We start from the raw sequence: 24,041 nt of genomic DNA, 5'->3' as shown, positions 1-24,041 counted from the left end.
TTTGGCCATTTCGGGACAGAACAGGGTTAATATGAGCGGCATTGATACCAAGGGAAAACGACTGTTTATCGCGCGGCATGGCGAGACAATCTTCAATCTGGCCGGCCGGCTCCAGGGCGATCACGTCCATACGCCACTGACCCGAACCGGATTTGCCCAGGCCGACGAGATGGGCAAGGCGCTGGCACGCCATCTGGCAACAGAGCAGCCCGAACTTGATTTGATTGCGTCGAACACCGACCGGGCGTTGCAGACGCTTTCGGTAGTAGCCGAACATGTCGGTGCGGACTGGCACCAGGCGCGCAGCGACGAGCGTCTGCGCGAAATCGATATGGGCGAGTGGGGCGGTGCCTGGTATCGCGATCTGGCCGGCCAGCTGGAAATTGACGAGACCGAAAGGCTGTTTGTGACCGTCGCGCCCGGTGGCGAAGATTATCGTGCCATCGCGAGGCGGCTCGAACATTGGCTGGCAGAACAGGAATTTGCCCGCGATGCGGTGCTGATCAGCCATGGCATGACCAGCCGGGTGTTGCGCGGCCTGCTGGTCGGTGCCGATCCGCATCCGCGCTTTGACGCGCCTATTGCCGAAGGTTTGCCGCAGGGCTCCATCGTCCAGATCAGGGACGGTATCGAGGATGTGATCCATATCGGCGGAGGGGAAGGGGAGAAGGCTTGAAAAAGCAGTATATTCTCCTGGGACTGGCGGTGTCGCTTCTCTCGATTCCGGCGATGGCCAAGGATTCTCTGGGCATATTCAACAGCTGGGGCGCGTTTCGCGATCCCGAAATCCCGCGCTGCTATGCGATTGCAGAGTCAGAGGAAATCACCGGCAAGGCGGAACGAAAATCCTTTGCCACCGTCGGCTTTTGGCCCAATCGCAAGATCCGGCGGCAATTTCATGTACGATTAAGCCGGGACCGGTCCACCAACAGCCGGCTGATGGTCAGTATCGCCGGTCGTCGCTTCCAGTTGACCGCTACCCGTTCGGATGGCTGGTCGCAGGACAAGCGTATGGATGCCGCAATCATCGCCGCGATCCGTTCGTCCACCAGCATGACCGTGGAAAGCGTCGGGCGCGACGGCAAGCCGATCGTCGATGCCTACCGGTTGCGCGGCGCGGCAACGGCGATTGACGCGGCATCTTTGGGATGTTCGCGGTTGCGGTAGATTTTCCCCGGGACTCGCACTATATGCGCTCCCATGCAGATTCCCGGCCATATTGATCCCGTTCCCTTGCCCGCCAAGGTCACCCCGCGTGCTGACGGTCGCGTCGACCTGATAGGTCTCAGCGTCGCGGAAATCCGCGATGTGCTTGTCGAGGCCGGATTGGAGGAGAAGCAGGGAAAACTGCGCTCCAAGCAACTGTTCCACTGGATGTATCATCGCGGGATCAACGACTTTGCGCTGATGACAGACATGAGCAAGACGCTGCGGCCGTGGCTGGCGGAACGCTTCGTGATCGGTCGTCCGGAAGTGGTCGAGGCGCATCTGTCGGAAGACGGTACGCGCAAATGGTTGCTGCGGTCTGCCGATGCGCAAGACTATGAAATGGTCTTCATTCCCGACGAGGATCGCGGAACGCTTTGCATTTCGAGCCAGGTTGGCTGTACGCTCAATTGCCGTTTCTGCCATACCGGCACGATGCGGCTGGTGCGCAATCTGACGCCCGGCGAGATTGTCGGCCAGGTGATGCTGGCGCGCGACGCGCTGGGTGAATGGCCCAAGGGCGTGATGGATTTTGCCGACGATGAGGACGCGGAAAGTACCAAAGTCTATAATCAGCCTATAAATCCGACGGCAGGTTGCTCACCAATATCGTGCTGATGGGCATGGGCGAGCCCTTGTACAATTTCGACAATGTCCGCGATGCGATGAAGATTGTGATGGATGGTGACGGGCTCGCGCTTTCCCGTCGGCGGATCACGCTGTCGACCAGCGGTGTCGTGCCCATGATTGCGCGGGCTGGAGCCGAGATCAACGTCAATCTGGCTATTTCGCTGCACGCGGTGAACAAGGAAACCCGGGACGAGATCGTCCCGCTCAACCGCAAATATTCGATCGAGGAACTGCTGCAGGCCTGCGCCGATTATCCGGGTGCCAATAACGCCCGCAGGATCACCTTTGAATATGTGATGCTCAAGGACAAGAATGACAGCGATCAGGATGCCCGCGAACTGGTCAATCTGCTGCGCAACTATGATCTGCCCGCCAAGGTCAATCTGATCCCGTTCAACCCCTGGCCCGGCTCGGATTATGAATGCTCGATGCCGGAACGGATCAAATCCTTCTCGAAAATCATTTTCGATGCCGGGATCAGCGCCCCGATCCGGACTCCCCGCGGCCGGGACATCATGGCGGCCTGTGGCCAGCTTAAATCGGCCAGCGAAAAGAAAAGTCGTGCTGAACTCGACCGGCTTGCGGAAGAGAAACAGGCTGCGCTCGGCTAGACCGTCGCGATCACGTCGATTTCGACCATCAGGTCCGGCAAGGCCAGTGCCTTGACCTCCAGCGTTGTATCTGCGGGGTAGGGGGATTCGAAATAGATTTTGCGCGCCTGGACGATCTTGGCAAAATTTTCCATGTCGGTCAGATAGATGGTGACCTTGACAATCCGGTCACGGCTGCTGCCGGCGGCATGCAGAACGCGGTCTATATTGATGAAAACCTGACGCAACTGGGCGTCGAAATCGGCAATGCCGACAACCTGTCCCTGTTCGTCGATCGCCGCCTGGCCGGAAAGAAACAGCAGATCGCCCACACGCCATGCCGGTGATATTGCATAAGGGGCAAGCGGGTCGGGATCCAGATTGATGACCTGTGTCTTGACGCTCATGATATTGTCTCTCCGCTTTTGTGCCACGGCAGATTAGAGACTGGGCAGCGCGGATGCCATAAAAAGGGGCGGGCATCGCTGCCCGCCCCGTCATCGTCATCAATCCGTCTGGATTAGAATTTCATGCCGAGGCTGACCAGGCCCTGGTTACGGGAAACGCCAGCTTCGTAGTTGCTGTAACGATATTCGCCGCGCGCAAACATATTGTCGCTCAGCTGATATTCGATACCGGCACCAACGCGAACGCCGTCGCCATTGTCGCCACCGAGACCGGGCGAGGAAAGGCGAGCATTGGTGTAGCCTGCCTTGGCGTAGAGCAGAGCGGCGTCACCAACAACGAAACCCAATCGGCCACCGGCGTACAAATCACGACCCGCCTCGACACGTCCGCCTGCAATGGTGGTATTGCCGGTGGATTCGGTTGCTTCCAACTCGACGCCATAGACAACGTTACCGGACTGGATGTCATAGCCAAGTGTAGCGCCGTAAAGGAAGCCGTCGACATTATCGATGCCGGCGATGTCGAGATCAATATTATCATATCCAGCGATTGCTGTAGCTTTTACGCCGGAAAAATCACCTTTTTCCTGAGCCATTGCGGGGGATGCAAGCACAGATGCTGCAATAGCGGCTGCTATTGTTACATTTTTCATTTTTTTGGTTCCTTGGTTTTACGATTAAATGACCACTAATTTTTTCAACTTACATTATTCTTTCGCGGTCGCTTATGCATATAAGTTTACAAACCTGAACGACAACTGCATGATCCAATTAAATTTGTCACAAATGACATTCTGCCGCACTGTGTTGTGAATATGCAACAGCGGCGGTTGTAACGTGAGGCTTGGCAAGGCCGAACCAGCGGCTAGAGTATAGATATGCCGGAGCACCCCATCATGCCTGTTCGAGCCCGCCATCAGCTGACGACCCGGATCTGGCACTGGACCAACGCGCTGTGCCTGTTGATTTTGCTGATGAGCGGCCTGACCATTTTCAATGCCCATCCACGGCTCTACTGGGGCGAATATGGTGCCAATGACGATTATGCCTGGATGGCGGTTGGTTCGTCCCCGACGCAGGCCTATCTGAGATTGGGCGATATGCGTATCGATACCACCGGTATTCTGGGCAATTGGCAGGATAGCGAGGGTAGGACGCAGACTTGGGCCTTCCCCGGCTGGGCAACCATACCGTCCACTTACAGCCTGGCGGACGGTCGACGCTGGCATTTCTTTTTCGCCTGGATATTCAGTACCGGCTTGACTCTGTTCATGATCCGGTCGCTGTGGAACCGGCATATCCAGAAAGATTTGCATATGCGCCGGGAAGAGTGGCGACCTTCACATATCTGGCGATCTCTTCGGGATCACGGCAGCTTGGCGGCGATCCGGCAGTCGGCCACGCACCCGTATAATGTCGTCCAGAAGCTGAGCTATATCGGCGTGATATTCATTCTGTTGCCGCTAATGATATTTACCGGTCTCGCCATGTCCCCGGCCATGGATGCGAACTGGCCGTTTCTGACCGACCTGTTCGGAGGCCGCCAGTCGGCGCGCTCGGCGCATTTTATCACGGCTTTCCTGCTGGTGCTGTTTTTCTGGTCCATATCCTGATGGTCCTGCTCTCAGGACCGATAAGGCAGATCAAGGCGATGCTGACCGGCGGGCAGGACAGGAGGGCATTGTAATGACCATCATCACCCGCCGCAAATTGATCACTGGCGCGGCAATCGGCGCAGGGGGCTGTTATCCGGTTGTGATGCGCTGAATCGCAATCCGCTTTTTCAGGATATGTTGGCCAGCGCGGAAACAGCCAATTTTGCGGTGCAGCGGACGCTCGGGGACCGGATGGAACTGGCCAGCGAATATCGTATGGCCGATCTGTCGCCAACCTTCCGGGCCAATGGAACCCGCGATCCGGCAAGTCCGGAATATAGCTCCAGCGCGGCTCAGAATTTTGCTGACTGGCGGCTGCGGCTGACCGGCCTGTTTCGCAAGCCCCAGCAGTTCAGTCTGGCGGCGCTGCAATCACTGCCTCAGCGGACCCAGATCACCCGTCATGACTGTGTCGAAGGCTGGAGCGCGATTGGCCAGTGGACCGGTGTGCCGCTGAAAATCCTGCTCGACCTGGGGCAGTTGCAGGACAAGGCTCGCTTTCTGGTTTTCCATTGCGCCGACAGGCTGGGCGGCCGGCCATATTATGAAAGCATCGACCTGCTCGACGGCTTTCATCCGCAGACCATATTGGCCCATCGGCTGAACGGATCGCCCTTGCCGGTCGCGAACGGAGCACCGCTCCGGCTCAGGGTTGAGCGACAGCTGGGCTACAAACATGCCAAATATGTGACCGGGATCGAAGCGGTGGCTTCCCTGGCCGGCATTGGCGAGGGAAAAGGCGGCTATTGGCAGGATGTTGCCGGCTATGAATGGTATGCGGGTATCTGAACCATCAATTTTTGCTGAATGTCAGGAGTGAATCTATGTCGATATTGGGCCGGTTTCTGAAGAGTGTTGTCGAAAAAGGCTCTATTACCGTCACCCATCCGGATGGTGAAACCGAGGCGTTCGGAACGCCCACCGCCGGCTATCCCGACGTCGGCATCCGGCTGGCGGACAAGAATGTGGTCCGGCAAATCCTGCTCGATCCGCGCCTCGGAGCGGCCGAGACGTTCATGGATGGTCGGCTTATCGTGGAAAAGGGTGATATCATGCAATTGGTGCAACTGTTGCGCGCCAACAAACCCTTCGAGCGCGGCGGCAAGCTCAAGGATCCGGGCGTTTTGAAGAAAATGCGGGACCATATGGCTGGCAGTCTGGACCGGATCAACCTGCTGGGCCGGTCGAAAAGCAATGTCGCGCACCATTATGATATCGGCAATGATCTCTACGAACTGTTTCTCGACGAGGACCTGCAATATAGCTGCGCCTATTGGGATTTTGACAAACATGGTCCGGACATGTCTCTGGAGCAGGCGCAGGAAGACAAAAAGGCGCATATCGCCGCCAAACTCGACCTGAAAGCCGGGCAACGGGTGCTCGACATCGGCTGCGGCTGGGGCGGCATGGCGCTCTATCTGCACCGCAAGACCGGGGTCGAGATACTGGGAATCACGCTGAGCGAAGAACAGTTGAAAAAAGCGCGGGAGCGGGCCGAAAAGGAAGGCGTTGCGGACAAGGTGAAGTTCGAGCTGATCGACTATCGCGACCTCGCCCGGCGCGAGGCCGGAGCCTTTGACCGGATCGTATCGGTCGGCATGTTCGAACATGTCGGTACGCCCCAGTTTCGCACCTTTTTCCGCTCTTGCGCCAATCTGATGACCGACGAGGGGGTGATGCTGCTGCACACGATTGGCCGGATGGGCGGACCGGGCACGACCGATGCCTTCACCCGCAAATATATCTTCCCGGGCGGCTATATCCCGGCGCTGAGCGAAACAGTGGAGGCGAGCGAACCGTACCGGCTGATCGCGACCGATGTTGAAAATCTGCGGTTGCATTATGCCTTTACCTTGCGCGAATGGTACAAGCGAACGGTTCAGAGCCGGGAGAAGATCGTCGCGCTCTATGACGAGCGGTTCTACCGGATGTGGATATTCTATCTGGCCGGCGCGACGGCCGCGTTTGAAAATGGCGGCATGTGCAATTACCAGATCCAGTACAGCCGCAGCAGGCGAACCTTGCCGCTGACGCGGGACTATATCGGCGAGACAGAGAAGAATCTGGCGGGCTGATATCCAGATCGGGCGTCAATTTTCCCGTTGATGTTGCTCAGTCCGGACATCCGAGACTATTGCGGATATCGTTCGTTCATCAACTCCCAATTATTGCGTATCAGCGTTTCAAGCACGCTCATATCGATCTGCTCCAGCCGGTTGATATAGAGGCAGGACTTGCCGACGCTGTGTTTGCCGAGGAGACTCAGTAGCCGGTTCTGCTCGGCTTGGGCCTCGGGGGTGCAATAGGCACCCATCAGATAGAGGCTTATCTTTGCCTTGCGCGGTGAGAAGCCGGTGCGTAGCGATGTACCTTGCCGCCCGCTGTCATATTTATAATCATAGCGTCCGAAGCCAATGATGCTCGGACCCCACATTTTCGGTTCTTTGCCGGTAATTCGCCGAAACATTGAGATCAGCGCGCGGGCCTCGTCTTTTCGCCGTTCCGGTTCGGCTTTGCCGATGAAGGCATCGACGTCTTCATCCGTCTGCCCGGTTTTGTTTGTTGCTTTTGCCATGCATAACCCCGCTTTCCTCCGATATATCATATTGCGCCGAAAATTGGAGCCTGTTAGGCGGCCAAGCTCAACAGGGCTTCATTCTTTGAAAGACGATAAAATGAGCGATTCCGTAAAACGCGTAGTGCTGGCCTTCTCCGGAGGCCTCGATACCAGCGTTATTCTGAAATGGTTGCAGCAGGAATATCAGTGCGAAGTGGTGACCTTCACCGCCGATCTGGGGCAGGGTGAAGAGCTTGGCCCTGCGCGCCGCGTAGCCGAGACGCTCGGGGTCAAGCCGGAGCATATTTTTATCGACGATCTGCGCGAGGAATTCGTCAGCGACTTTGTTTTCCGATGATGCGCGCCAACGCGTTGTACGAGGGCCTCTATCTGCTCGGCACCTCAATCGCGCGGCCGCTTATTTCCAAGCGCCAGATCGAAATCGCCAAGTTGACCGGTGCCGATGCTGTCGCCCATGGCGCGACAGGCAAGGGCAATGACCAGATCCGCTTCGAACTCGGCTATTATGGCCTTAATCCCGATGTAAAAGTCATTGCACCCTGGCGCGAATGGGACCTGACCAGCCGGACCCGGCTGATCGAATTTGCTGAAAAGCACCAGATTCCGATTCCCAAGGACAAGCGCGGAGAATCGCCATTCTCCTGTGACGCCAACATGCTCCACACGTCTTCCGAGGGCAAGGTGCTCGAGGATCCGTGGGAAGAAGTACCCGACTATGTTTATTCGCGGACAAACAATCCCGAGGATGCGCCCGATACGCCCGAATATATCACGGTCGATTTCGAGCGCGGCGACGGCGTCGCGATCAACGGCGAGGCGATGAGTCCTGCGACCTTGCTGGAAAAGCTCAACGAATACGGTCGCGAGCATGGCATTGGCCGTCTGGATCTCGTTGAAAACCGTTATATCGGAATGAAATCGCGCGGCATGTACGAAACCCCTGGCGGGACCATCTATCATGCTGCCCATCGCGGGATCGAGCAACTTACACTGGATCGCGGCGCGGCCCATCTGAAGGACGAACTGGCACCGCGTTATGCGGAACTGGTCTACAACGGTTTCTGGTTCTCTCCGGAACGCGAGATGCTGCAGGCGGCGATTGATCATAGTCAGGCGCGCGTCAACGGCACGGTTCGGCTCAAGCTCTACAAGGGTTCGGTCGATGTCGTGGGACGGAAGTCGCCCGACAGCCTCTACAGCGAAAAAGTCGTTACATTCGAGGATGATGCCGGTGCTTATGACCAGAAAGACGCAGAAGGCTTCATCAAGCTCAATGCGCTGCGCCTGAAATTGCTCGGCAAGCGCAATGGCTAGGATATGCACGGCTCCACGCCGGTCGCGGAGCTGCCGGGCTGTCGAGGCGCAATGTTTCGGCGGCTTTGCACCATGTGCTGCGACACCGTCGTGCTGATACCGCTGCTTGTTCTGGTTGCCGGATTCGTCATTCTCATCGTCGGCGGCGAGTTGCTCGTGCGCGGCGCTGTCCGGGTCGCCGAGCGGGCAGGAATGTCGGAGCTTCTCATCGGCTTGACGATCGTGGGTTTCGGCACTTCGGCGCCGGAACTTGTGGCCAGCGTAGAAGCGGCGCGGGCCGGATCACCCGGTATCGCCTGGGGGAATATAGTCGGTTCCAATCTGGCGAACAGCCTGCTGATCCTGGGTGCTGCCTCCCTGATCCTGCCAATGGTGGTGCCGCGTGGCCCCCTGTGGCGCGACGGCGGACTGGCGCTGGCGATGACGGTCATTCTGTGGCTGGTCGCCAGCACGACCGGTATTACAGTCGCCATCGGTGTTTTTTCTAATGCTGCTGACAGGCTATCTCGGCTATGCCTATTGGGCGGAGCGGACACAACCGCCCGGAGCGAGCGCTCTGCACGAAAAAGCCGAAGCTCTCGAAATCTCGGACACGCACCTGCATGATATTCAACCGCTCTGGCGGTCGATACTGGTCTTGCTGGTCGGGATTATCCTGATCGTCACGGGAGGCCGGTGGCTCGTCGAAGGTGCGGTCGATCTGGCGCGTCTGGTCGGCATGAGCGAAGCGGTGATCGGGTTGACGGTAATCGCGATTGGCACGTCGCTGCCCGAACTCGTGACCTCGGTTGTCGCCGCCTACAAGGGCGCCAGCGCGGTTGCTCTGGGCAATGTCCTGGGTTCCAATATTTTCAACCTGCTATTGATCGGCGGCGTCACTGCGGTGATCGCTCCCGGCACGATCCCTGGTGAAATCAGCAATTTCGGACTGCCGGTGCTTATTGCCGCTTCCGTTCTGCTGCTGATATTCGCGGCAACCGGGCGGAAGATAACGCGCTGGGAAGGCGCTATATTGCTGATCGTCTATCTGGTCATGCTGGTCTATAATATCGCAGCCGTTTGAATCAGGCGTTGCAATCTTAAGAATCTGCCCCTAAATAGCAGTCATCCCGACATTGTAAGAATTTGAGGGGCTGGCGCCAAGGGGCCGGTAGCAAATTCGCATTGTTACTAGAATTAAGGACCTGGATTGACCGATATTGCCGCACTGACAGATTTAATTAAACCGGAAGCTGATGCTTTGGGCTTTGATCTGGTGCGCGTGCAATTCGTGTCCGGAGCGGAAGAGCCCACTTTGCAGGTGATGGCGGAGCGTCCGGAGACCGGACAGCTCGGCATTGACGACTGTGCCGCCTTGTCGCGCCGGATCTCGGCAAAATTCGATGCCCTGGAAGAAGATGGCCGCGACCCGATCGACTATGCCTATCGGCTGGAAATCAGTTCGCCGGGCATCGACCGGCCGCTAACACGCGCAAAAGATTTCGATAACTGGGCTGGTCACGAAGCGCGGATCAACCTGGTCGATGCTGTCGCGGGCAAGAAACAGCTGCGCGGACTGCTCGAAGGTATCGAGGGTGATATAATAAAGATTGACGATCGTAAGGCGGGAAGTCAGGAGACGCCTCTTACGAATGTCCATAGCGCAAAATTGATTCTGACCGACGCCCTGATCGCTGCAACCGTTCCGGTTTCAACGGAAGGTGCGGACGAAATCGAAGAACAGACTTTAGAAGAACAGGAAGACTAATCATGGGCAGTGCTATTTCAGCCAATAAAGCCGAGTTGCTTGCGATCGCGACCGCCGTTGCGACGGAAAAAATGATCGACAAGGCGATTGTGATCGAGGCGCTGGAGGAGGCTATCCAGAAAGCTGCTCGCGCTCGTTACGGTGCAGAAAATGACATTCGCGCGAAATTCGACATCAACACGGGAGACCTGCGCTTGTGGCGGGTCGTTGAGGTGGTCGAGGAAGTCGAAGATTATTTCAAGCAGGTCGATATCAAGCAGGCTGAAAAGCTCGAACCCGGTTCGAAGGTTGGCGACTTCATCGTCGATCCTCTTCCGGAAGTCGATCTTGGCCGGATTGACGCACAGTCCGCCAAGCAGGTGATCTTCCAGAAGGTTCGCGATGCAGAACGCGAGCGGCAGTTCGAAGAATTCAAGGACCGCAGCGGAGAGATTATCACCGGTGTCGTGAAGTCGGTCGAATTCGGCCATGTTGTTGTCGATCTGGGTCGCGCCGAAGGCGTGATCCGCCGTGACCAGCAGATTCCGCGCGAAGCTGCTCGGGTTGGCGATCGCGTCCGGTCGTTGATTTTGGACGTGCGCCGCGAGAACCGCGGGCCACAGATTTTCCTTTCCCGCGCTCACCCGGATTTCATGAAGCATCTTTTCGCGCAGGAAGTGCCGGAAATTTATGACGGTATCATCGAAATCAAGGCTGCTGCCCGCGACCCTGGTTCCCGTGCCAAGATCGGTGTGATTAGCCACGATAGTTCGATTGATCCGGTCGGCGCCTGTGTCGGCATGAAGGGTAGCCGCGTACAGGCCGTCGTGCAGGAAATGCAGGGCGAGAAAATCGACATCATTCCCTGGTCGGAAGATATTGCTACCTTCGTGGTCAATGCCTTGCAGCCCGCTACCGTGAGCCGTGTGGTGATCGACGAGGAAGAGGGCCGTATCGAGGTTGTCGTTCCAGACGATCAGCTGAGCCTGGCAATTGGTCGTCGCGGACAGAATGTCCGTCTGGCGTCGCAACTGACCGGCCTGGCCATCGATATCATGACCGAAGCGGACTCGAGCGAGAAGCGTCAGGCTGAATTTGCCGCGCGGACCGAGATGTTCCAGGACGATCTCGATGTCGACGAAACATTGTCGCAATTGCTGGTTGCCGAAGGTTTCAGCGAGCTCGAAGAAGTTGCCTATGTTGCGCCGGAAGAGATTTCGAGCATCGAAGGCTTTGACGACGAACTGGCTGCCGAATTGCAGAACCGTGCTCTCGAAGCGCTGGAACGGCGGGAAGCGGCAGCGCGCGAGAAGCGGACCGAACTGGGTGTCGAGGACGCGATTGCCGAATTGCCGCATCTGACCGAAGCCATGCTGGTTACACTGGGTGAAGCGGGGCTCAAAACGCTCGACGATGTTGCCGACCTGGCGACCGACGAGCTTGTTCTGAAGCGCAAATCCGAACCGCGCCGCCGCAATGACAACCGCAAGCCCGAGCCCGACGGCGTATTGGCCAAATATGGCCTGACCGAAGAGCAGGGCAACGAAATCATCATGGCCGCGCGTGCGCACTGGTTCGAGGATGAAGACGAGCCAGCTACTGCGGCCAGCGAAGAAACCGGGGAGGACGCAGATGCGGAATCTCCCCAATGAGACGCGGTCTAAACCTCTAGATCAAGCGCCATATCGTAAATGCATTCTGACTGGGGAAAGCCTTCCCCAGGAGGAACTGATGCGTCTTGCGATGGGGCCTGACGGGCAGATTGCACCCGACGTCCGCGCGAAAGCGCCCGGGCGCGGCGCCTGGATCGGCGTCGATCGCGCCACGCTGGAAACGGCGCAGGCCAAGGGACAGCTGAAGGGTGCGCTTGCTCGGGCATTCAAAACCGGCCAGCTCGATATTCCCGGGAATCTTGCGGAATTGCTTGAAACTGCGCTCGAGCGCTCCACATTGGACCGGCTGGGTCTCGAGGCGCGGGGCGGAACGCTGCTCACCGGTTCGGAGAAAATCGAAACCGCCGCGCGTCAGGGCGATCTCAATATGCTGCTCCACGCGGCCGACGCCGGACGTGACGGTTGCGCCAAACTGGATCAGGCCTGGCGGGTCGGCAGCGACCGGGAGGGCGAAAATGTTCGTGGCCTGATATTGCCGGTGGACCGGCAGGGGCTTTCTGTGGCATTGGGCCGCCAGAATGTGGTGCATATCGGGATAACCGACAAGCGCGCAGCGGGACGGGTTTCGCACAGTCTGAAGAGATGGCTTCACTTTATCGGCTCTGATAAAGTCGATGATGATGCCGAAAAGAAAGTTGCGTAGTCCGGTCGGAAAAACTGGATAAGATATTGCAGTAATTACTATTTTAAGGATTAAGTCTGTTCGATGAGTGAAGATACAAAAGATACGCCAAAACCTGCACGCAAACCCCTGGGGCTGAAGCGTTCGGTTGAGCCTGGCGAAGTCAAACAGACGTTCAGCCACGGACGCACCAACAAGGTTGTGGTCGAAGTCAAACGCAAGAAGCTGGTCGGCAAGCCCGGCGCACAGGAAGCGGCGAAGGAAATCGTCAAGGAAACCCCTGCGCCCGCTCCGGTGGCCACTCCCGCGCCGAAGCCTGTGGCGAAGAAGCAGCCCGCCGCGCCGAAAGCGGATGATGGTCTGACCCGTCAGGAGAAACAGGCGAAACTGCTACGCGAAGCGGAAGAAGCGCGTCTCGAAGCGATGCAGGAAGCGCGCAAGCGCGACGCTCGCGAGAAGAAAGAGCAGACGGCGGAAGAGAAGAAGCGCGCGGAAGAAAAGCGCAAGGCCGAAGAAGAGCAGGCGCGCAAGGCTCAGGAAGAGATTGCTGCTGCAGAGAAAGCCGCAGCTGAAGCGCCTGCCGGAGACGCTGCCGAACCTGCTGCTGCGGATACCGGCTCAACCGCGACTCCCGCCGCTGCGGGTGCCGCGCGGCCACCAGCCCGCAAATTCACGCCAGTGGAAACACCGAAGCGGGCAAAGCCGGAAAAGGAAAAGCAGAAAGCCGGACGCGACGACCGCAACGATCGTCGCCAGTCGGGCAAGCTCACCGTCAACCGCGCCTTGCGCGGCGAAGATGGTGCTGCGCGGGCGCGTTCGCTCGCAGCACTGAAACGTGCGCGCGAAAAGGAAAAACGGGCCCAGCGGTCCGGTCGTCCAAGCGAACCGCGCGAAAAGCAGATCCGCGACGTCATCGTGCCGGAAGCCATCACCGTTCAGGAACTGGCGAAACGTATGGGTGAAAAAGGCGCGGATCTCGTCAAATCCCTGTTCAACATGGGGTCTATGGTCACCGTCAACCAGACAATCGACCAGGATACCGCAGAATTGCTGGTCGAGGAATTCGGCCACAACATCCAGCGCGTTTCCGAAGCCGATGTCGAAATCAACACCCAGGCCGATGTCGATCCGGAAGAAACGCTGAAGCCACGCGCACCGGTTGTGACGATCATGGGCCATGTCGATCACGGCAAGACCTCGCTGCTCGACGCTTTGCGCGGCACCGACGTGGTTGCCGGCGAGGCCGGTGGCATCACCCAGCATATCGGCGCCTATCAGGTGACGATGAAAAACGGCGACAAGGTCACGTTCCTCGATACGCCGGGCCATGAAGCCTTTACCGAAATGCGGATGCGCGGTGCCAATGTCACGGATATCGTGATCCTGGTCGTGGCTGCCGATGACGGCCTGATGCCGCAGACGATCGAGGCGATCAACCACACCAAGGCCGCTGGCGTGCCGATGATTGTGGCAATCAACAAGATCGACAAGGAAGGCGCCGACCCGACAACGGTCCGCACCCGTCTGCTCGAACATGAAGTGATCGTGGAAGAAATGTCGGGTGACGTACTCGACGCGGAAGTTTCAGCGCTCAAGAAAATCGGCCTTGATGAACTGATGGACAAGATCCACGTCCAGGCGGAACTGCTCGAACTCAAGGCGCGACCAGACCGTCCAGCCGAAGGTGCGGTGGTCGAAGCGAAGCTGGATATCGGTCGCGGACCGGTTGCTACGGTTTTGATCGAACGCGGCACTTTGAAACGCGGCGACGTCTTCGTCGTCGGTTCGCAGACCGGTAAGGTCCGGGCGATGATCGATGACAAGGGTAAGCAGGTTAAGGAAGCTGGCCCGTCCACACCGGTTGAAGTGCTGGGTATCTCCGGCGTTCCATCAGCTGGCGACAAACTGACCGTGGTCGAAAATGAAGCACGGGCCCGCGAAGTCGCGGCCTATCGTGCCGAGCAGGAGAAGCTGAAGCGCACCACGCAGGCGCCGACGAGTCTCGAGAATATGTTCTCTGCAGCAGCGAACAGCGCTGTCGAATTCCCGCTATTGGTCAAGGCCGATGTGCAGGGCTCGACCGAAGCTATCGTGCAGGCGCTGAACAAGATTTCGAATGACGACATCAAGGTGCGCATCCTGCACAGCGGTGTTGGCGCGATCACGGAATCGGACGTGACCCTGGCCGGAGCCAGCAAGGCGCCGATCATCGGCTTCAACGTCCGTCCCAATGCCAAGGCGCGTGAAATCGCCAAACGCGACGGGGTCCGCTTCAAATATTTCGATATCATCTATGATCTGACCGACGATATCCGCGCCGAAATGGCCGGTGAACTGGGTCCCGAGAAGATCGAGAATGTGGTTGGCCGTGCGGAAGTCAAGGACGTGTTCAAGTCCGGCAAGAAAGACAAGGCAGCCGGCTTGCTGGTTACCGAAGGGTCTTTGCGCAAGGGCCTGTTCGCCCGTCTTACCCGCGACGATGTCATCGTCAGCGCAACGACCATCGCGTCGCTGCGGCGGTTCAAGGACGATGTCGAGGAAGTCCGCGCCGGCATGGAATGTGGTGCGGTTCTGGAAGATACCAACGATATCAAGCCAGGCGATATGCTCGAAGTCTTCCAGGTCACGGAGAAAGAACGGGTTCTTTGATAATATCGTCATCCCGGACCTGATCCGGGATCCAGAGCGGCTGCCACGCTATTTGTGCCAGTCACTCTGGATGCTGAACCCAGTTCAGCATGACGAATTTGAGGCTTTATTATTGTGGCAAAATATAACGATACATCTCCCGAAGGCCGTTCGGTCCGCTTGCTGCGCGTTGGCGAGCAGGTCCGGCACATTCTGTCGGAACTGCTGATGCGTGGCGAGGTGCACGATGCGGTGTTGACATCGCACAGCGTCAGCGTCACCGAAGTGCGCATGTCGCCGGATTTGCGCCATGCGACGGTGTTCGTGAAGCCGCTGCTCGGCGCGAACGAGGCGGATGTCCTCAAGGCGCTGAAAACCAACACCGCTTTTTCCAGAAGGAAGTCGCGAAGCGGGTGAAGATGAAATATGCGGCCAAGCTGAAATTTCTGGCGGACGAGAGCTTTGATACCGCCGAACATATCGAGAGCCTGCTGAACAATCCCAAGGTTGCGCAGGATTTGTCGAAAGAGGCTGACGAAGACTAGATCCGTTCGTCCTGAGCTTGTCGAAGGACGGTTTCAGGACGCAAAAGTGCTTCGACAGGCTCAGCACGAACGGTTATTAAGCGGAGCCTATGGCCAAACTCTATTTCTATTATGCGTCGATGAACGCCGGCAAGTCGAGCAATCTGCTGCAGGCGGCGTTCAACTATGGCGAGCGCGGCATGAAGGTCATGCTGTGGACCGCCGCGATCGACAATCGCGCGAGTTTTGGCGCCATTGCTTCCCGGATCGGCCTGCATGCGGATGCGCATCGCTTTGGCGAGGACACGGACCTGTTCGCCGCAGTCAGTACCGAGCAGGATGAAGGCAAGCTGGCCTGCGTGATGATCGACGAAGCCCAGTTTCTGACCGAAGGACAAGTTTGGCAACTGGCGCGATTGGCGGATGAAGCTGGAATTCCGGTGCTCTGCTATGGCCTGCGGACGGATTTTCAGGGCAATCTATTCCCAGGATCGGCTAAGCTTCTGGGCCTTGCCGACAGTCTGGTCGAGCTGAAAGCCGTGTGCGAATGCGGGCGGAAGGCGACAATGAATCTGCGCATTGATGAAGCGGGCAGGGCGATAGCCGCCGGCGCGCAGACGGAAATTGGCGGTAATGAAAGCTATATTGCGCTCTGCCGGAAACATTTCCGGGAGCGGCTCAATGGCTGAACTATCTGCAACGCTGGAGCAGGATCCCGTTCGGCTCGAACCGTTGGCCGAGCACCATCTCGAGCCGTTGCGCGCCGCCTGTGCCCAAGATCAGGATATCTGGGACATCTATCCCGTTTCCATGCTCGACGAGAATTTCGACAAGGCGATCCAGGCCTTTCACGATACCACCAACTGGGTCCGTTTCGCGGTGATCAACGGTGAGACCGACAAAGTGGTCGGCATGACCAATTTTATCAATCCCGACAAGTTCGGCGTGGTGGAGATCGGCGGGACCTATATCGAACCGTCTGTGCGGGGCAGCGGTTTCAACGACATTATGAAGAAGCTGATGATCGATCAGGCCTTTGCCTGCGGCTTCACCCGCATCGAATTTCGTGTCGACACCCGCAACAAACGGTCGATGGCCGCCGTCTTGAAACTCGGCGCGAAACATGAGGGAACGCTGCGCAAGAACCGGATTACCTGGACGGGTTACGTCCGGGATACTGGGATTTTCGCGTTGCTCAAGGAAGAGCGGAGCTTGTGAAGTTGAGGCTTTTGATTCTCGCCCCGACGTTGCTGCTGGCAAATACAGCAAGCATTGCATGTGATGATGTCGGGGATCAATCCGGTACTGCTTCAATTCCGTTGAATTCTGCCTCAGCGGAAGGATTTGTTCCCGATGGCTGGTATCTGGAGAAATCTGTCGAGGGGGACTTGGATAAAGACGGTCTTCCCGATCTGGCGATTATCATCCGGCAGAATGATCCGGAACTGGTCATTGAAGGGAACGGTTTTGGCGCAGACCAATATGACGGTAACCCGCGCACAATCGTGGTGGCGCTAAAACAGACGGGTGGCGGATATTTGCGGATCGCTCAGAATGACCAGATCATCCCCGTTACCGGCGGCGCGATGTTCGATGATCCGATTGACAACGCCTCGGATGGTTCGCTGACTATCGATAAGGGCGTCATACGGCTAAATATTGGTTTCTGGGCCAGCGCCGGGACCTGGGACATGTTCAACCGGACATTTTCGTTTCGGCTGAAGGGGGCGCAATTGGGACTGATCGGCTATGACAATCATCATGTGCATCGTGGGTCCGGAGCATTGAATATTGTCAGCATCAATTATCTGACGTGGCGCAAGAAAACCGAAAGCGGCAGTATCGAGGATGATCATGTTCCCGAAGTGTGGAGCAGGATCAGCCGCAAGCCGCTGATTCTTTTCGATGATATCGGTAGTGGCTATGAATTTGATCCCGATAAAACTAGTCTTTTCAGGCAGGATATAGATTGACGATGGAAAAGTCCCATGGCTGGATCATATTGGATAAACCGCTCGAACTCGGGTCGACACAGGCGGTCGGGGCGGTGAAGCGCAATTTGCGCGAAGCCGGCTTGCTCGGCAAAGGCAAGAACAAGCTGAAGGTCGGGCATGGCGGGACGCTGGATCCGCTGGCGACCGGGGTCCTGCCGATTGCGCTGGGCGAAGCGACCAAGCTGTGCGGGCGGATGCTCGATGCGTCGAAGATTTATGAATTTACGATCGGCTTCGGGACGGAGACCGAGACGCTGGATGTCGAGGGGGCTGTGACGGAGACTTCTGGCCACCGGCCGACTTTGACCGAAGTCGAAGCGGTCTTGTCGCAGTTCACCGGGTCGATCGAGCAGATACCACCCAAATATTCGGCGCTGAAGATCGACGGCCAGCGCGCCTATGATCTGGCGCGGGCAGGGGTGGATGTGGAGATGAAGCTCAGGGCGGTGACGATATATGCGCTTTCTATTTCCTCCCTGAAACGAAGCTTAGGGGAGGGGGACCGCGCCGAAGCGTGGTGGAGGAGCCGGGAAAGCGCGGTGACCCCTCCACCAGCTAACGCTGGTCCCCCTCCCCGTGCTTCGCACAGGGAGGAAATTACGGAAATCACCCTCACGGCCAAAGTCTCCAAAGGCACCTACATCCGCTCGCTGGCCCGCGACATTGCGCGGGCCCTCGGTACTTTCGGTCATGTCACCATGTTGCGCCGGACCAAGGCCGGGCCATTCACCCTGAAACAGGCGATTTCGCTGGACAAACTCAACGAAATTGGTAAGGGCGCGGACATTAAAGAATACCTCTTGCCGCTTGAGGCGGGGCTGGACGACATCCCGGCTTTCGACCTCGACCCTGATCAGGCAAGAATGCTTCGGCAAGGCTTGACGCTGGACGAGCAGGATTTGATCGGGAACCCCGCAGTCAACGGGCTTTTTCTAGCGACAGAGAATGAAGGTTCTCCGGTCGCTCTGGCAGAGATTGTTGATGGCACCGTCAAGGTGGTCCGCGGGTTCAATATGTAAAAGATGTTCGAAGGAATGAAATAGATGACGATTACCGCAGAAAAAAGCAGGAACTGATCCAGAAATTCGGCCAGACAAAGGGCGATACCGGTTCCCCGGAAGTTCAGGTTGCTGTGCTCACCGAGCGCATTGTGAACCTGACCGAACATTTCAAAGGTCACCACAAGGATAACCACTCCCGTCGCGGATTGCTGATGATGGTGAACAAGCGGCGCAGCCTGCTGGACTATCTTCGCAAGAAGGACGTCGAGCGTTACGCCAAGCTGATCAAGGACCTCGGTCTCCGGAAGTAAGAGTTTTGAAAGCGGCTCCCAGACGGGGGCCGTTTTTGCATTGGGTATCGCGGCAATAAGGCGGCGATGCCCTTCGAACGGGGTATAATGACCCCGAACCGCTGTTCAGCCGGATTGCTGGACACAAGAAAGCCCCCGCACTGCATAGGGCAGGCGGGACAAAGGAAAATACGAATGTTTGATGTAAAGAAAGTTGAAATGGAGTGGGGCGGACAGACCCTCACCCTCGAAACGGGCCGTATTGCCCGTCAGGCTGACGGCGCGGTACTCGCGACCCTCGGCGAAACGGTTGTACTGTGCGCAGTTACCGCCGCCAAATCGGTGCGCGAAGGGCAGGATTTCTTCCCGCTGACCGTTCACTATCAGGAAAAATTCTCTGCCGCCGGTCGTATCCCGGGCGGTTTCTTCAAGCGCGAAGGCCGCGCGACGGAAAAAGAAACGCTGACATCGCGTTTGATTGACCGTCCTTGCCGTCCGCTGTTCCCCGAAGGTTTCTACAACGAAATCAACGTGATCTGTCAGGTGATGAGCTATGACGGCGTCAACGAGCCCGACATTCTCGCGATGGTTGCAGCCTCCGCTGCGCTGACCATCTCCGGTGTGCCTTTCATGGGCCCAATCGGTGCGGCACGCGTCGGATACAAGGAAGGCGAATATCAGCTGAACCCGAGCATGGAAGACGTCGCCGAAGGCGAACTCGACCTGGTGGTTGCAGCGACGCATGGCGCGGTGATGATGGTTGAATCGGAAGCACAGGAGCTTTCCGAGGAAGTCATGCTCGGCGCTGTCCAGTTCGCACATGAAGCGTCCAAACAGGTTGCAGGCCTGATCATCGATCTGGCCGAACAGGCTGCGAAAGAGCCATGGAAGCTCGACGCCGGTGATGACAATAGCGAAATCAAGGAAGATCTGCGCAAGCTGGTCGGAAAAGATATCGCTGCGGCGTACAAGAAAACCGACAAGTCAGAGCGTAGCGACGCGCTGAACGCGGTTCGCGAAAAAGCCAAGGAAAAATACGCCGACGCAGACGGCCAGACGCAGATGACCGCCGGCAAGATGGTCAAGAAGCTGGAAGCCGAAATCGTTCGCGGTGCCATCATCAAGGACGGCACCCGTATCGACGGCCGCAAGCTCGATCAGGTTCGCCCGATCGAAGCCATGGTTGGCCTGCTGCCACGGACCCACGGTTCGGCTCTGTTCACCCGCGGTGAAACGCAGGCGATCGTGACCACGACCCTGGGCACCAAGGACGCGGAGCAGATGATCGACGGTCTCGACGGTCTGAGCTACACCAACTTCATGCTGCACTATAACTTCCCGCCTTATTCGGTTGGTGAAGTGGGCCGTTTCGGATTTACCAGCCGCCGCGAAACCGGTCACGGCAAGCTCGCATTCCGCGCGCTCCGTCCGGTATTGCCGACAGTGGAAGAATTTCCCTACACGATCCGCGTTCTGTCGGACATTACCGAGTCCAACGGTTCCTCCTCGATGGCGACCGTTTGTGGCGGTTCGCTGGCGATGATGGATGCCGGTGTGCCTCTGGCGCGTCCTGTTTCCGGCATTGCCATGGGCCTGATCCTCGAAGGCGAAGAATTTGCGGTTCTTTCCGACATCCTCGGCGACGAAGATCATCTCGGCGACATGGACTTCAAGGTTGCGGGTACCGAAAAGGGTATCACCTCCTTGCAGATGGACATCAAGGTAGCCGGCATTACGCAGGAAATCATGAAGTCTGCTCTGGAACAGGCCAGCGGCGGTCGTGCGCATATCCTCGGTGAAATGAGCAAGGCGCTGTCTTCGGTTCGTACCGAAATGTCCGAACATGCTCCGCGCATCGAAACATTGCAGATCAACAAGGAAAAGATCCGCGACGTTATCGGTACGGGCGGCAAGGTCATTCGCGAAATCGTTGCCGAAACCGGCGCGAAGGTCGACATCGACGACGAAGGCCTGATCAAGGTTTCTTCCTCCGACAAATCCCAGATCGATGCGGCCATCGCATGGATCAAGGGCATTGTTGAAGAAGCCGAAGTCGGCAAAGTCTATGACGGCAAGGTTGTGAATCTGGTCGATTTTGGTGCGTTCGTGAATTTCATGGGCGGCAAGGACGGTCTCGTCCACGTCTCCGAAATCAAGAACGAGCGTGTCGAGAAGGTCTCCGACGAACTGAGCGAAGGCCAGGAAGTCAAGGTCAAGGTTCTCGAAATCGACCAGCGCGGCAAGGTTCGCCTGTCGATGCGGGTCGTTGACCAGGAAACCGGCGAAGAGCTGGAGGACACCCGTCCGCCACGCGAAAGCAAGCCACGCGGCCCTCGTCGTGATGGCGGTGGCGGTCGTGGACGTGATGGTGGCGGACGTGGCCGTGACGGCGGCGGACGTGGCCGGAACAATGACGGTCCGAAGAACGAAGGCGGCGGCGATATTCCATTGCCGTCCTCGATCACCGAAGACTAGATTTCCCGAAAACGGAACAGCAAGAGGGCCCGGAGCAATTCGGGCCCTTTTTCTTGCGCGGAATATTTGCCGCAAGCGGGCCGGATTAATCTCTGGTAAAGCTGCAACCGAACAGGGAGTGTCACTCCGCTCCAGCGGCTTTTTTGCTTTATTCTTGGCTGGATGAAAACAAGCGGTTAAGAGGTCTGCCATATGACAAAACACATTTTCAAATGGGCCGTAATAGGTCTCTCCGCCACGGCGCTTTCCGGTTGTGCAATGTTTGGTGGCAGCGGTGGCGGTCGCGGTACCGATACGCGCTACGTCGCTCGCGATGTCGACACGCTCTACAATGCTGCGAAATCGCGTTTGGACCGCGGTGAATACAAGATTGCGGCGGCGCTGTTTGACGAAGTCGAGCGCCAGCATCCCTATTCCCCCTGGGCCCGCCGCGCGCAGCAGATGAGTGCGTTCAGCTATTATCTGTCGGGTGACTATAGCAAGGCGACGGAATCGGCTCGCCGGTTCCTGTCGATCCATCCGGGCAACAAGGATGCGCCTTATGCTTATTATCTGATTGCGCTCTGCTATTATGAGCAGATTGGTGATGTGACCCGCGACCAGAAGATTACCGAACAGGCTCTGGCCACGCTCGGCGAGGTTGCGCGCCGCTATCCCAATTCGCGCTATGCCGCCGATGCCAAGCTGAAAATCGATCTGGTCAACGACCATCTGGCTGGCAAGGAAATGGAAATCGGCCGTTTTTACCAGCGTCGCGGCAAGTGGCTGGCGGCGACGATCCGTTTCCGCACGGTGATCGAGAAATATGAGACCACCACCCACGCGCCGGAAGCGCTGATGCGGCTGACCGAATCCTATCTTGCTCTGGGCGTTCCGGTGGAAGCCAAGAAAACCGCCGCTGTGCTGGGCGCAAACTATCCCGGCAGCAAATGGTACGAGCGGGCTTATGATCTGGTCAACAAACATGGTGCAACTTAAGAGCATGTGGCGCTGCAATGCGTTGCAGCTAGGCTGAACCTGTTTTAAGAGGGACCTGTGCTGCAGTCCCTTTCCATTCGCGATATCGTATTGATTGAGGCGCTCGATCTGGAGTTCGGATCTGGCCTCACCGTGCTGACCGGCGAAACCGGCGCGGGCAAATCGATATTGCTCGACAGTCTCGGCTTGGCGCTCGGCAATCGGGCGGACAGCGGACTGGTCCGCCAGGGCACGGAAAAAGCTCAGGTTACCGCCAGTTTTGAACCACCAGCCGCGGGCAGCAGACTGGCCGCGACGCTGGCTGAAAATGATATCGAAATCGAACCGGGCGAACCGCTGATCATCAAGCGGTCGGTCAAGGCCGACGGCGGCAGCCGCGCCTTCATCAATGACCAGCCCTGCTCGGCCGCCCTGTTGCGCGCGGTGGGCGGGCAGCTGATCGAAATCCATGGCCAGCATGATGACCGCGGCCTGATCAATCCCAAGGGACACCGGGCTTTGCTCGATATTTTGCCGGCGTCGAAGGCGCTGCGGTCCGCGAAACGTTTGACGCCTGGCAGGCCGCGAAATCGGCGCTGGAGCAGGCGAGGCAGGAGCAGGAAGCGGCGGAAAACGACCGTGATTATCTCGAGCATAGCGTGGCGGAACTGTCGAAATTTGCGCCGCAGCCGGGCGAGGAGCAGGAGCTTGCGCTGGAACGGGCGACGATGATGAAGGGCGAGAAGCTGACCGGCGATCTCGAGGCGATTCGCGCGGCCTTTGACGGCTCCAACGGCGGGCTGGCCTCGTTGCGATCGGCGGCGCGGCGGCTTGACATGATTGCCGAGGATCACGCGCTGCTGAAAGACGCGCTGGAGTCGCTCGACCGGGCGATCATCGACGCGACCGATGCCGAGGACAAGCTCAACGCAGCGGCCGATGCGCTGAGTTTCGACCCGCAGCGACTCGACGATATGGAGACCCGCCTGTTCGATCTGAGGGGACTGGCGCGTAAGCATCGGGTGGAACCGGACAAGCTTTCGGACCTGCTCCAAGATCTCCAGAAAAGGCTGTCAGCGATCAGCGACGGCGGCAGGACATTGGAAGACTTGGAAGCATCTTTGGTCGGTGCCAGAAAATCCTACATTGCAGCGGCAGAAAGCCTGCGGGCGAAACGAACCAAGGCGGCAAAGGCGCTGGATAAAGCTGTCGCTGGCGAATTGACGCCGCTCAAGCTGGATGCCGCCAGATTTGAGACTTTGCTTGAAGAAATGCCCGAAGAGCATTGGAACAAAAGCGGAATGGACCGGATCGAGTTTCTGATCTCGACCAATCCGGGAGCGCCGCTGGCGCCTTTGGGCAAAATTGCGTCAGGCGGTGAACTTTCGCGGTTCATTTTGGCGCTAAAGGTCGCTTTGGCAGAGGAATATGGCCTGAAAACCATCATTTTCGACGAAGTCGACCGCGGCGTCGGCGGCGCGGTGGCCTCGGCCATCGGCGACCGCCTGTCGCGCCTGTCGCGCGGCGCGCAGCTGCTCGTCGTTACCCACAGCCCGCAGGTCGCGTCCAAGGGCGACGCGCATATGCTGATCAACAAGTCGCGCAGCGGCACCGTGTCGCGCACCGATGTCCGCGCGCTCGACAATGAAGGCCGGCGGCAGGAGATTGCGCGGATGTTGTCCGGCGCGGATGTCACGGACGAGGCGAGAGCGCAGGCGGATCGGTTGCTGGAGGGGGTTTAGTGTTTGCGGGGATGAGACATCTCAAGCCC

18 protein-coding genes and 7 pseudogenes are annotated in these 24,041 nt (G+C 57.9%); 22 read left to right on the top strand and 3 right to left on the bottom strand.

Annotation, left to right across the window (positions count from 1 at the left end):
• Positions 1-31 precede the first annotated feature (31 nt).
• The 3 genes and pseudogenes from C8024_RS07365 to rlmN all read left to right on the top strand — a co-directional run bounded on the left by C8024_RS07365 (position 32) and on the right by rlmN (position 2,447).
• Positions 32-676, top strand: coding sequence for a histidine phosphatase family protein (locus C8024_RS07365; RefSeq protein WP_173203811.1), 645 nt, complete (start codon positions 32-34; stop codon positions 674-676).
• Positions 673-1,167, top strand: coding sequence for a hypothetical protein (locus C8024_RS07360; RefSeq protein ID WP_254305684.1), 495 nt, complete (start codon positions 673-675; stop codon positions 1,165-1,167). Before C8024_RS07365 ends, C8024_RS07360 begins: the two co-directional genes overlap by 4 nt.
• Positions 1,168-1,200: 33 nt before the next feature.
• Positions 1,201-2,447: pseudogene (rlmN, locus tag C8024_RS07355) on the top strand (23S rRNA (adenine(2503)-C(2))-methyltransferase RlmN).
• Here rlmN and C8024_RS07350 read toward each other — a convergent pair.
• Together C8024_RS07350 and C8024_RS07345 are read right to left on the bottom strand one after the other, a co-directional pair.
• On the bottom strand, positions 2,444-2,833 hold the full coding sequence (locus C8024_RS07350; protein ID WP_173203809.1) for a RidA family protein: 390 nt from the start codon (positions 2,831-2,833) through the stop codon (positions 2,444-2,446). The pseudogene rlmN and the gene C8024_RS07350 sit on opposite strands and share 4 nt — an antisense overlap.
• Positions 2,834-2,946: 113 nt before the next feature.
• The gene (locus tag C8024_RS07345; protein ID WP_100094557.1) at positions 2,947-3,486 is read right to left on the bottom strand and encodes an outer membrane protein; all 540 of its coding nucleotides are present in this window, start codon (positions 3,484-3,486) and stop codon (positions 2,947-2,949) included.
• Between the two features lie 225 nt (positions 3,487-3,711).
• On the opposite strand from C8024_RS07345, the pseudogene C8024_RS07340 reads away from it, so the two are divergent.
• The 3 genes and pseudogenes from C8024_RS07340 (at position 3,712) to C8024_RS07330 (ending at position 6,563) form a co-directional block, all read left to right on the top strand.
• Positions 3,712-4,520: pseudogene (locus C8024_RS07340) on the top strand (cytochrome b/b6 domain-containing protein).
• Positions 4,520-5,277, top strand: a pseudogene (locus C8024_RS07335) (molybdopterin-dependent oxidoreductase). Before C8024_RS07340 ends, C8024_RS07335 begins: the two co-directional pseudogenes overlap by 1 nt.
• A 35-nt stretch (positions 5,278-5,312) precedes the next feature.
• Positions 5,313-6,563, top strand: a complete 1,251-nt coding sequence (locus C8024_RS07330) for a cyclopropane-fatty-acyl-phospholipid synthase family protein (protein ID WP_173203807.1) — start codon at positions 5,313-5,315, stop codon at positions 6,561-6,563.
• A gap of 56 nt (positions 6,564-6,619) precedes the next feature.
• Here C8024_RS07330 and C8024_RS07325 read toward each other — a convergent pair whose 3' ends face one another.
• Complete coding sequence (locus C8024_RS07325) at positions 6,620-7,063, bottom strand: DUF1801 domain-containing protein (RefSeq protein ID WP_173203805.1); 444 nt, start codon at positions 7,061-7,063, stop codon at positions 6,620-6,622.
• A gap of 100 nt (positions 7,064-7,163) precedes the next feature.
• Here C8024_RS07325 and C8024_RS07320 point away from each other — a divergent pair.
• The 16 genes and pseudogenes from C8024_RS07320 to recN all read left to right on the top strand — a co-directional run bounded on the left by C8024_RS07320 (position 7,164) and on the right by recN (position 24,012).
• A pseudogene (locus C8024_RS07320) lies at positions 7,164-8,380 on the top strand (argininosuccinate synthase).
• 51 nt (positions 8,381-8,431) lie between these two features.
• Entirely contained in the window at positions 8,432-8,986 is a 555-nt protein-coding gene (locus C8024_RS21210; RefSeq protein WP_254305683.1) for a sodium:calcium antiporter, read from the top strand.
• Positions 8,868-9,443, top strand: a complete 576-nt coding sequence (locus C8024_RS21205; protein ID WP_254305682.1) for a sodium:calcium antiporter — start codon at positions 8,868-8,870, stop codon at positions 9,441-9,443. Before C8024_RS21210 ends, C8024_RS21205 begins: the two co-directional genes overlap by 119 nt.
• 126 nt (positions 9,444-9,569) lie before the next feature.
• On the top strand, positions 9,570-10,127 hold the full coding sequence (gene rimP / locus C8024_RS07310) for a ribosome maturation protein RimP (RefSeq protein ID WP_173203803.1): 558 nt from the start codon (positions 9,570-9,572) through the stop codon (positions 10,125-10,127).
• A gap of 2 nt (positions 10,128-10,129) precedes the next feature.
• The gene (gene nusA, locus C8024_RS07305; RefSeq protein WP_173203801.1) at positions 10,130-11,758 is read left to right on the top strand and encodes a transcription termination factor NusA; all 1,629 of its coding nucleotides are present in this window, start codon (positions 10,130-10,132) and stop codon (positions 11,756-11,758) included.
• Complete coding sequence (locus tag C8024_RS07300) at positions 11,739-12,422, top strand: DUF448 domain-containing protein (protein ID WP_100094564.1); 684 nt, start codon at positions 11,739-11,741, stop codon at positions 12,420-12,422. The genes nusA and C8024_RS07300 overlap by 20 nt, the downstream gene beginning before the upstream one ends.
• A gap of 63 nt (positions 12,423-12,485) precedes the next feature.
• Complete coding sequence (gene infB, locus C8024_RS07295) at positions 12,486-15,050, top strand: translation initiation factor IF-2 (RefSeq protein WP_173203799.1); 2,565 nt, start codon at positions 12,486-12,488, stop codon at positions 15,048-15,050.
• A 114-nt stretch (positions 15,051-15,164) separates the two neighbouring features.
• A pseudogene (gene rbfA, locus C8024_RS07290) lies at positions 15,165-15,574 on the top strand (30S ribosome-binding factor RbfA).
• Between the two features lie 89 nt (positions 15,575-15,663).
• On the top strand, positions 15,664-16,242 hold the full coding sequence (locus tag C8024_RS07285; protein WP_173203797.1) for a thymidine kinase: 579 nt from the start codon (positions 15,664-15,666) through the stop codon (positions 16,240-16,242).
• Positions 16,235-16,771 (top strand): GNAT family N-acetyltransferase, encoded by a 537-nt coding sequence (locus C8024_RS07280; RefSeq protein ID WP_173203795.1) that lies wholly within the window; start codon positions 16,235-16,237, stop codon positions 16,769-16,771. Before C8024_RS07285 ends, C8024_RS07280 begins: the two co-directional genes overlap by 8 nt.
• 101 nt (positions 16,772-16,872) lie before the next feature.
• The gene (locus C8024_RS07275; RefSeq protein WP_173203793.1) at positions 16,873-17,526 is read left to right on the top strand and encodes a hypothetical protein; all 654 of its coding nucleotides are present in this window, start codon (positions 16,873-16,875) and stop codon (positions 17,524-17,526) included.
• A 2-nt stretch (positions 17,527-17,528) separates the two neighbouring features.
• Positions 17,529-18,566 carry a tRNA pseudouridine(55) synthase TruB gene (truB, locus tag C8024_RS07270; RefSeq protein ID WP_173203791.1) on the top strand — a complete coding sequence of 346 codons (1,038 nt, stop codon included), beginning with the start codon at positions 17,529-17,531 and terminating at the stop codon, positions 18,564-18,566.
• 24 nt (positions 18,567-18,590) lie between these two features.
• A pseudogene (gene rpsO, locus C8024_RS07265) lies at positions 18,591-18,859 on the top strand (30S ribosomal protein S15).
• A gap of 174 nt (positions 18,860-19,033) precedes the next feature.
• Positions 19,034-21,313 carry a polyribonucleotide nucleotidyltransferase gene (gene pnp / locus C8024_RS07260; RefSeq protein ID WP_173203789.1) on the top strand — a complete coding sequence of 760 codons (2,280 nt, stop codon included), beginning with the start codon at positions 19,034-19,036 and terminating at the stop codon, positions 21,311-21,313.
• Between the two features lie 192 nt (positions 21,314-21,505).
• Entirely contained in the window at positions 21,506-22,291 is a 786-nt protein-coding gene (locus tag C8024_RS07255) for an outer membrane protein assembly factor BamD (protein WP_173203787.1), read from the top strand.
• Positions 22,292-22,348: 57 nt separating this feature from the next.
• Positions 22,349-24,012 (top strand): annotated as a pseudogene (gene recN / locus C8024_RS07250) (DNA repair protein RecN).
• Positions 24,013-24,041 lie beyond the last annotated feature (29 nt).

Source organism: Sphingopyxis sp. BSNA05 (assembly GCF_013265645.1).
Lineage (GTDB): Bacteria > Pseudomonadota > Alphaproteobacteria > Sphingomonadales > Sphingomonadaceae > Parasphingorhabdus.
This window is presented reverse-complemented; position numbering and strand designations above follow the sequence as displayed.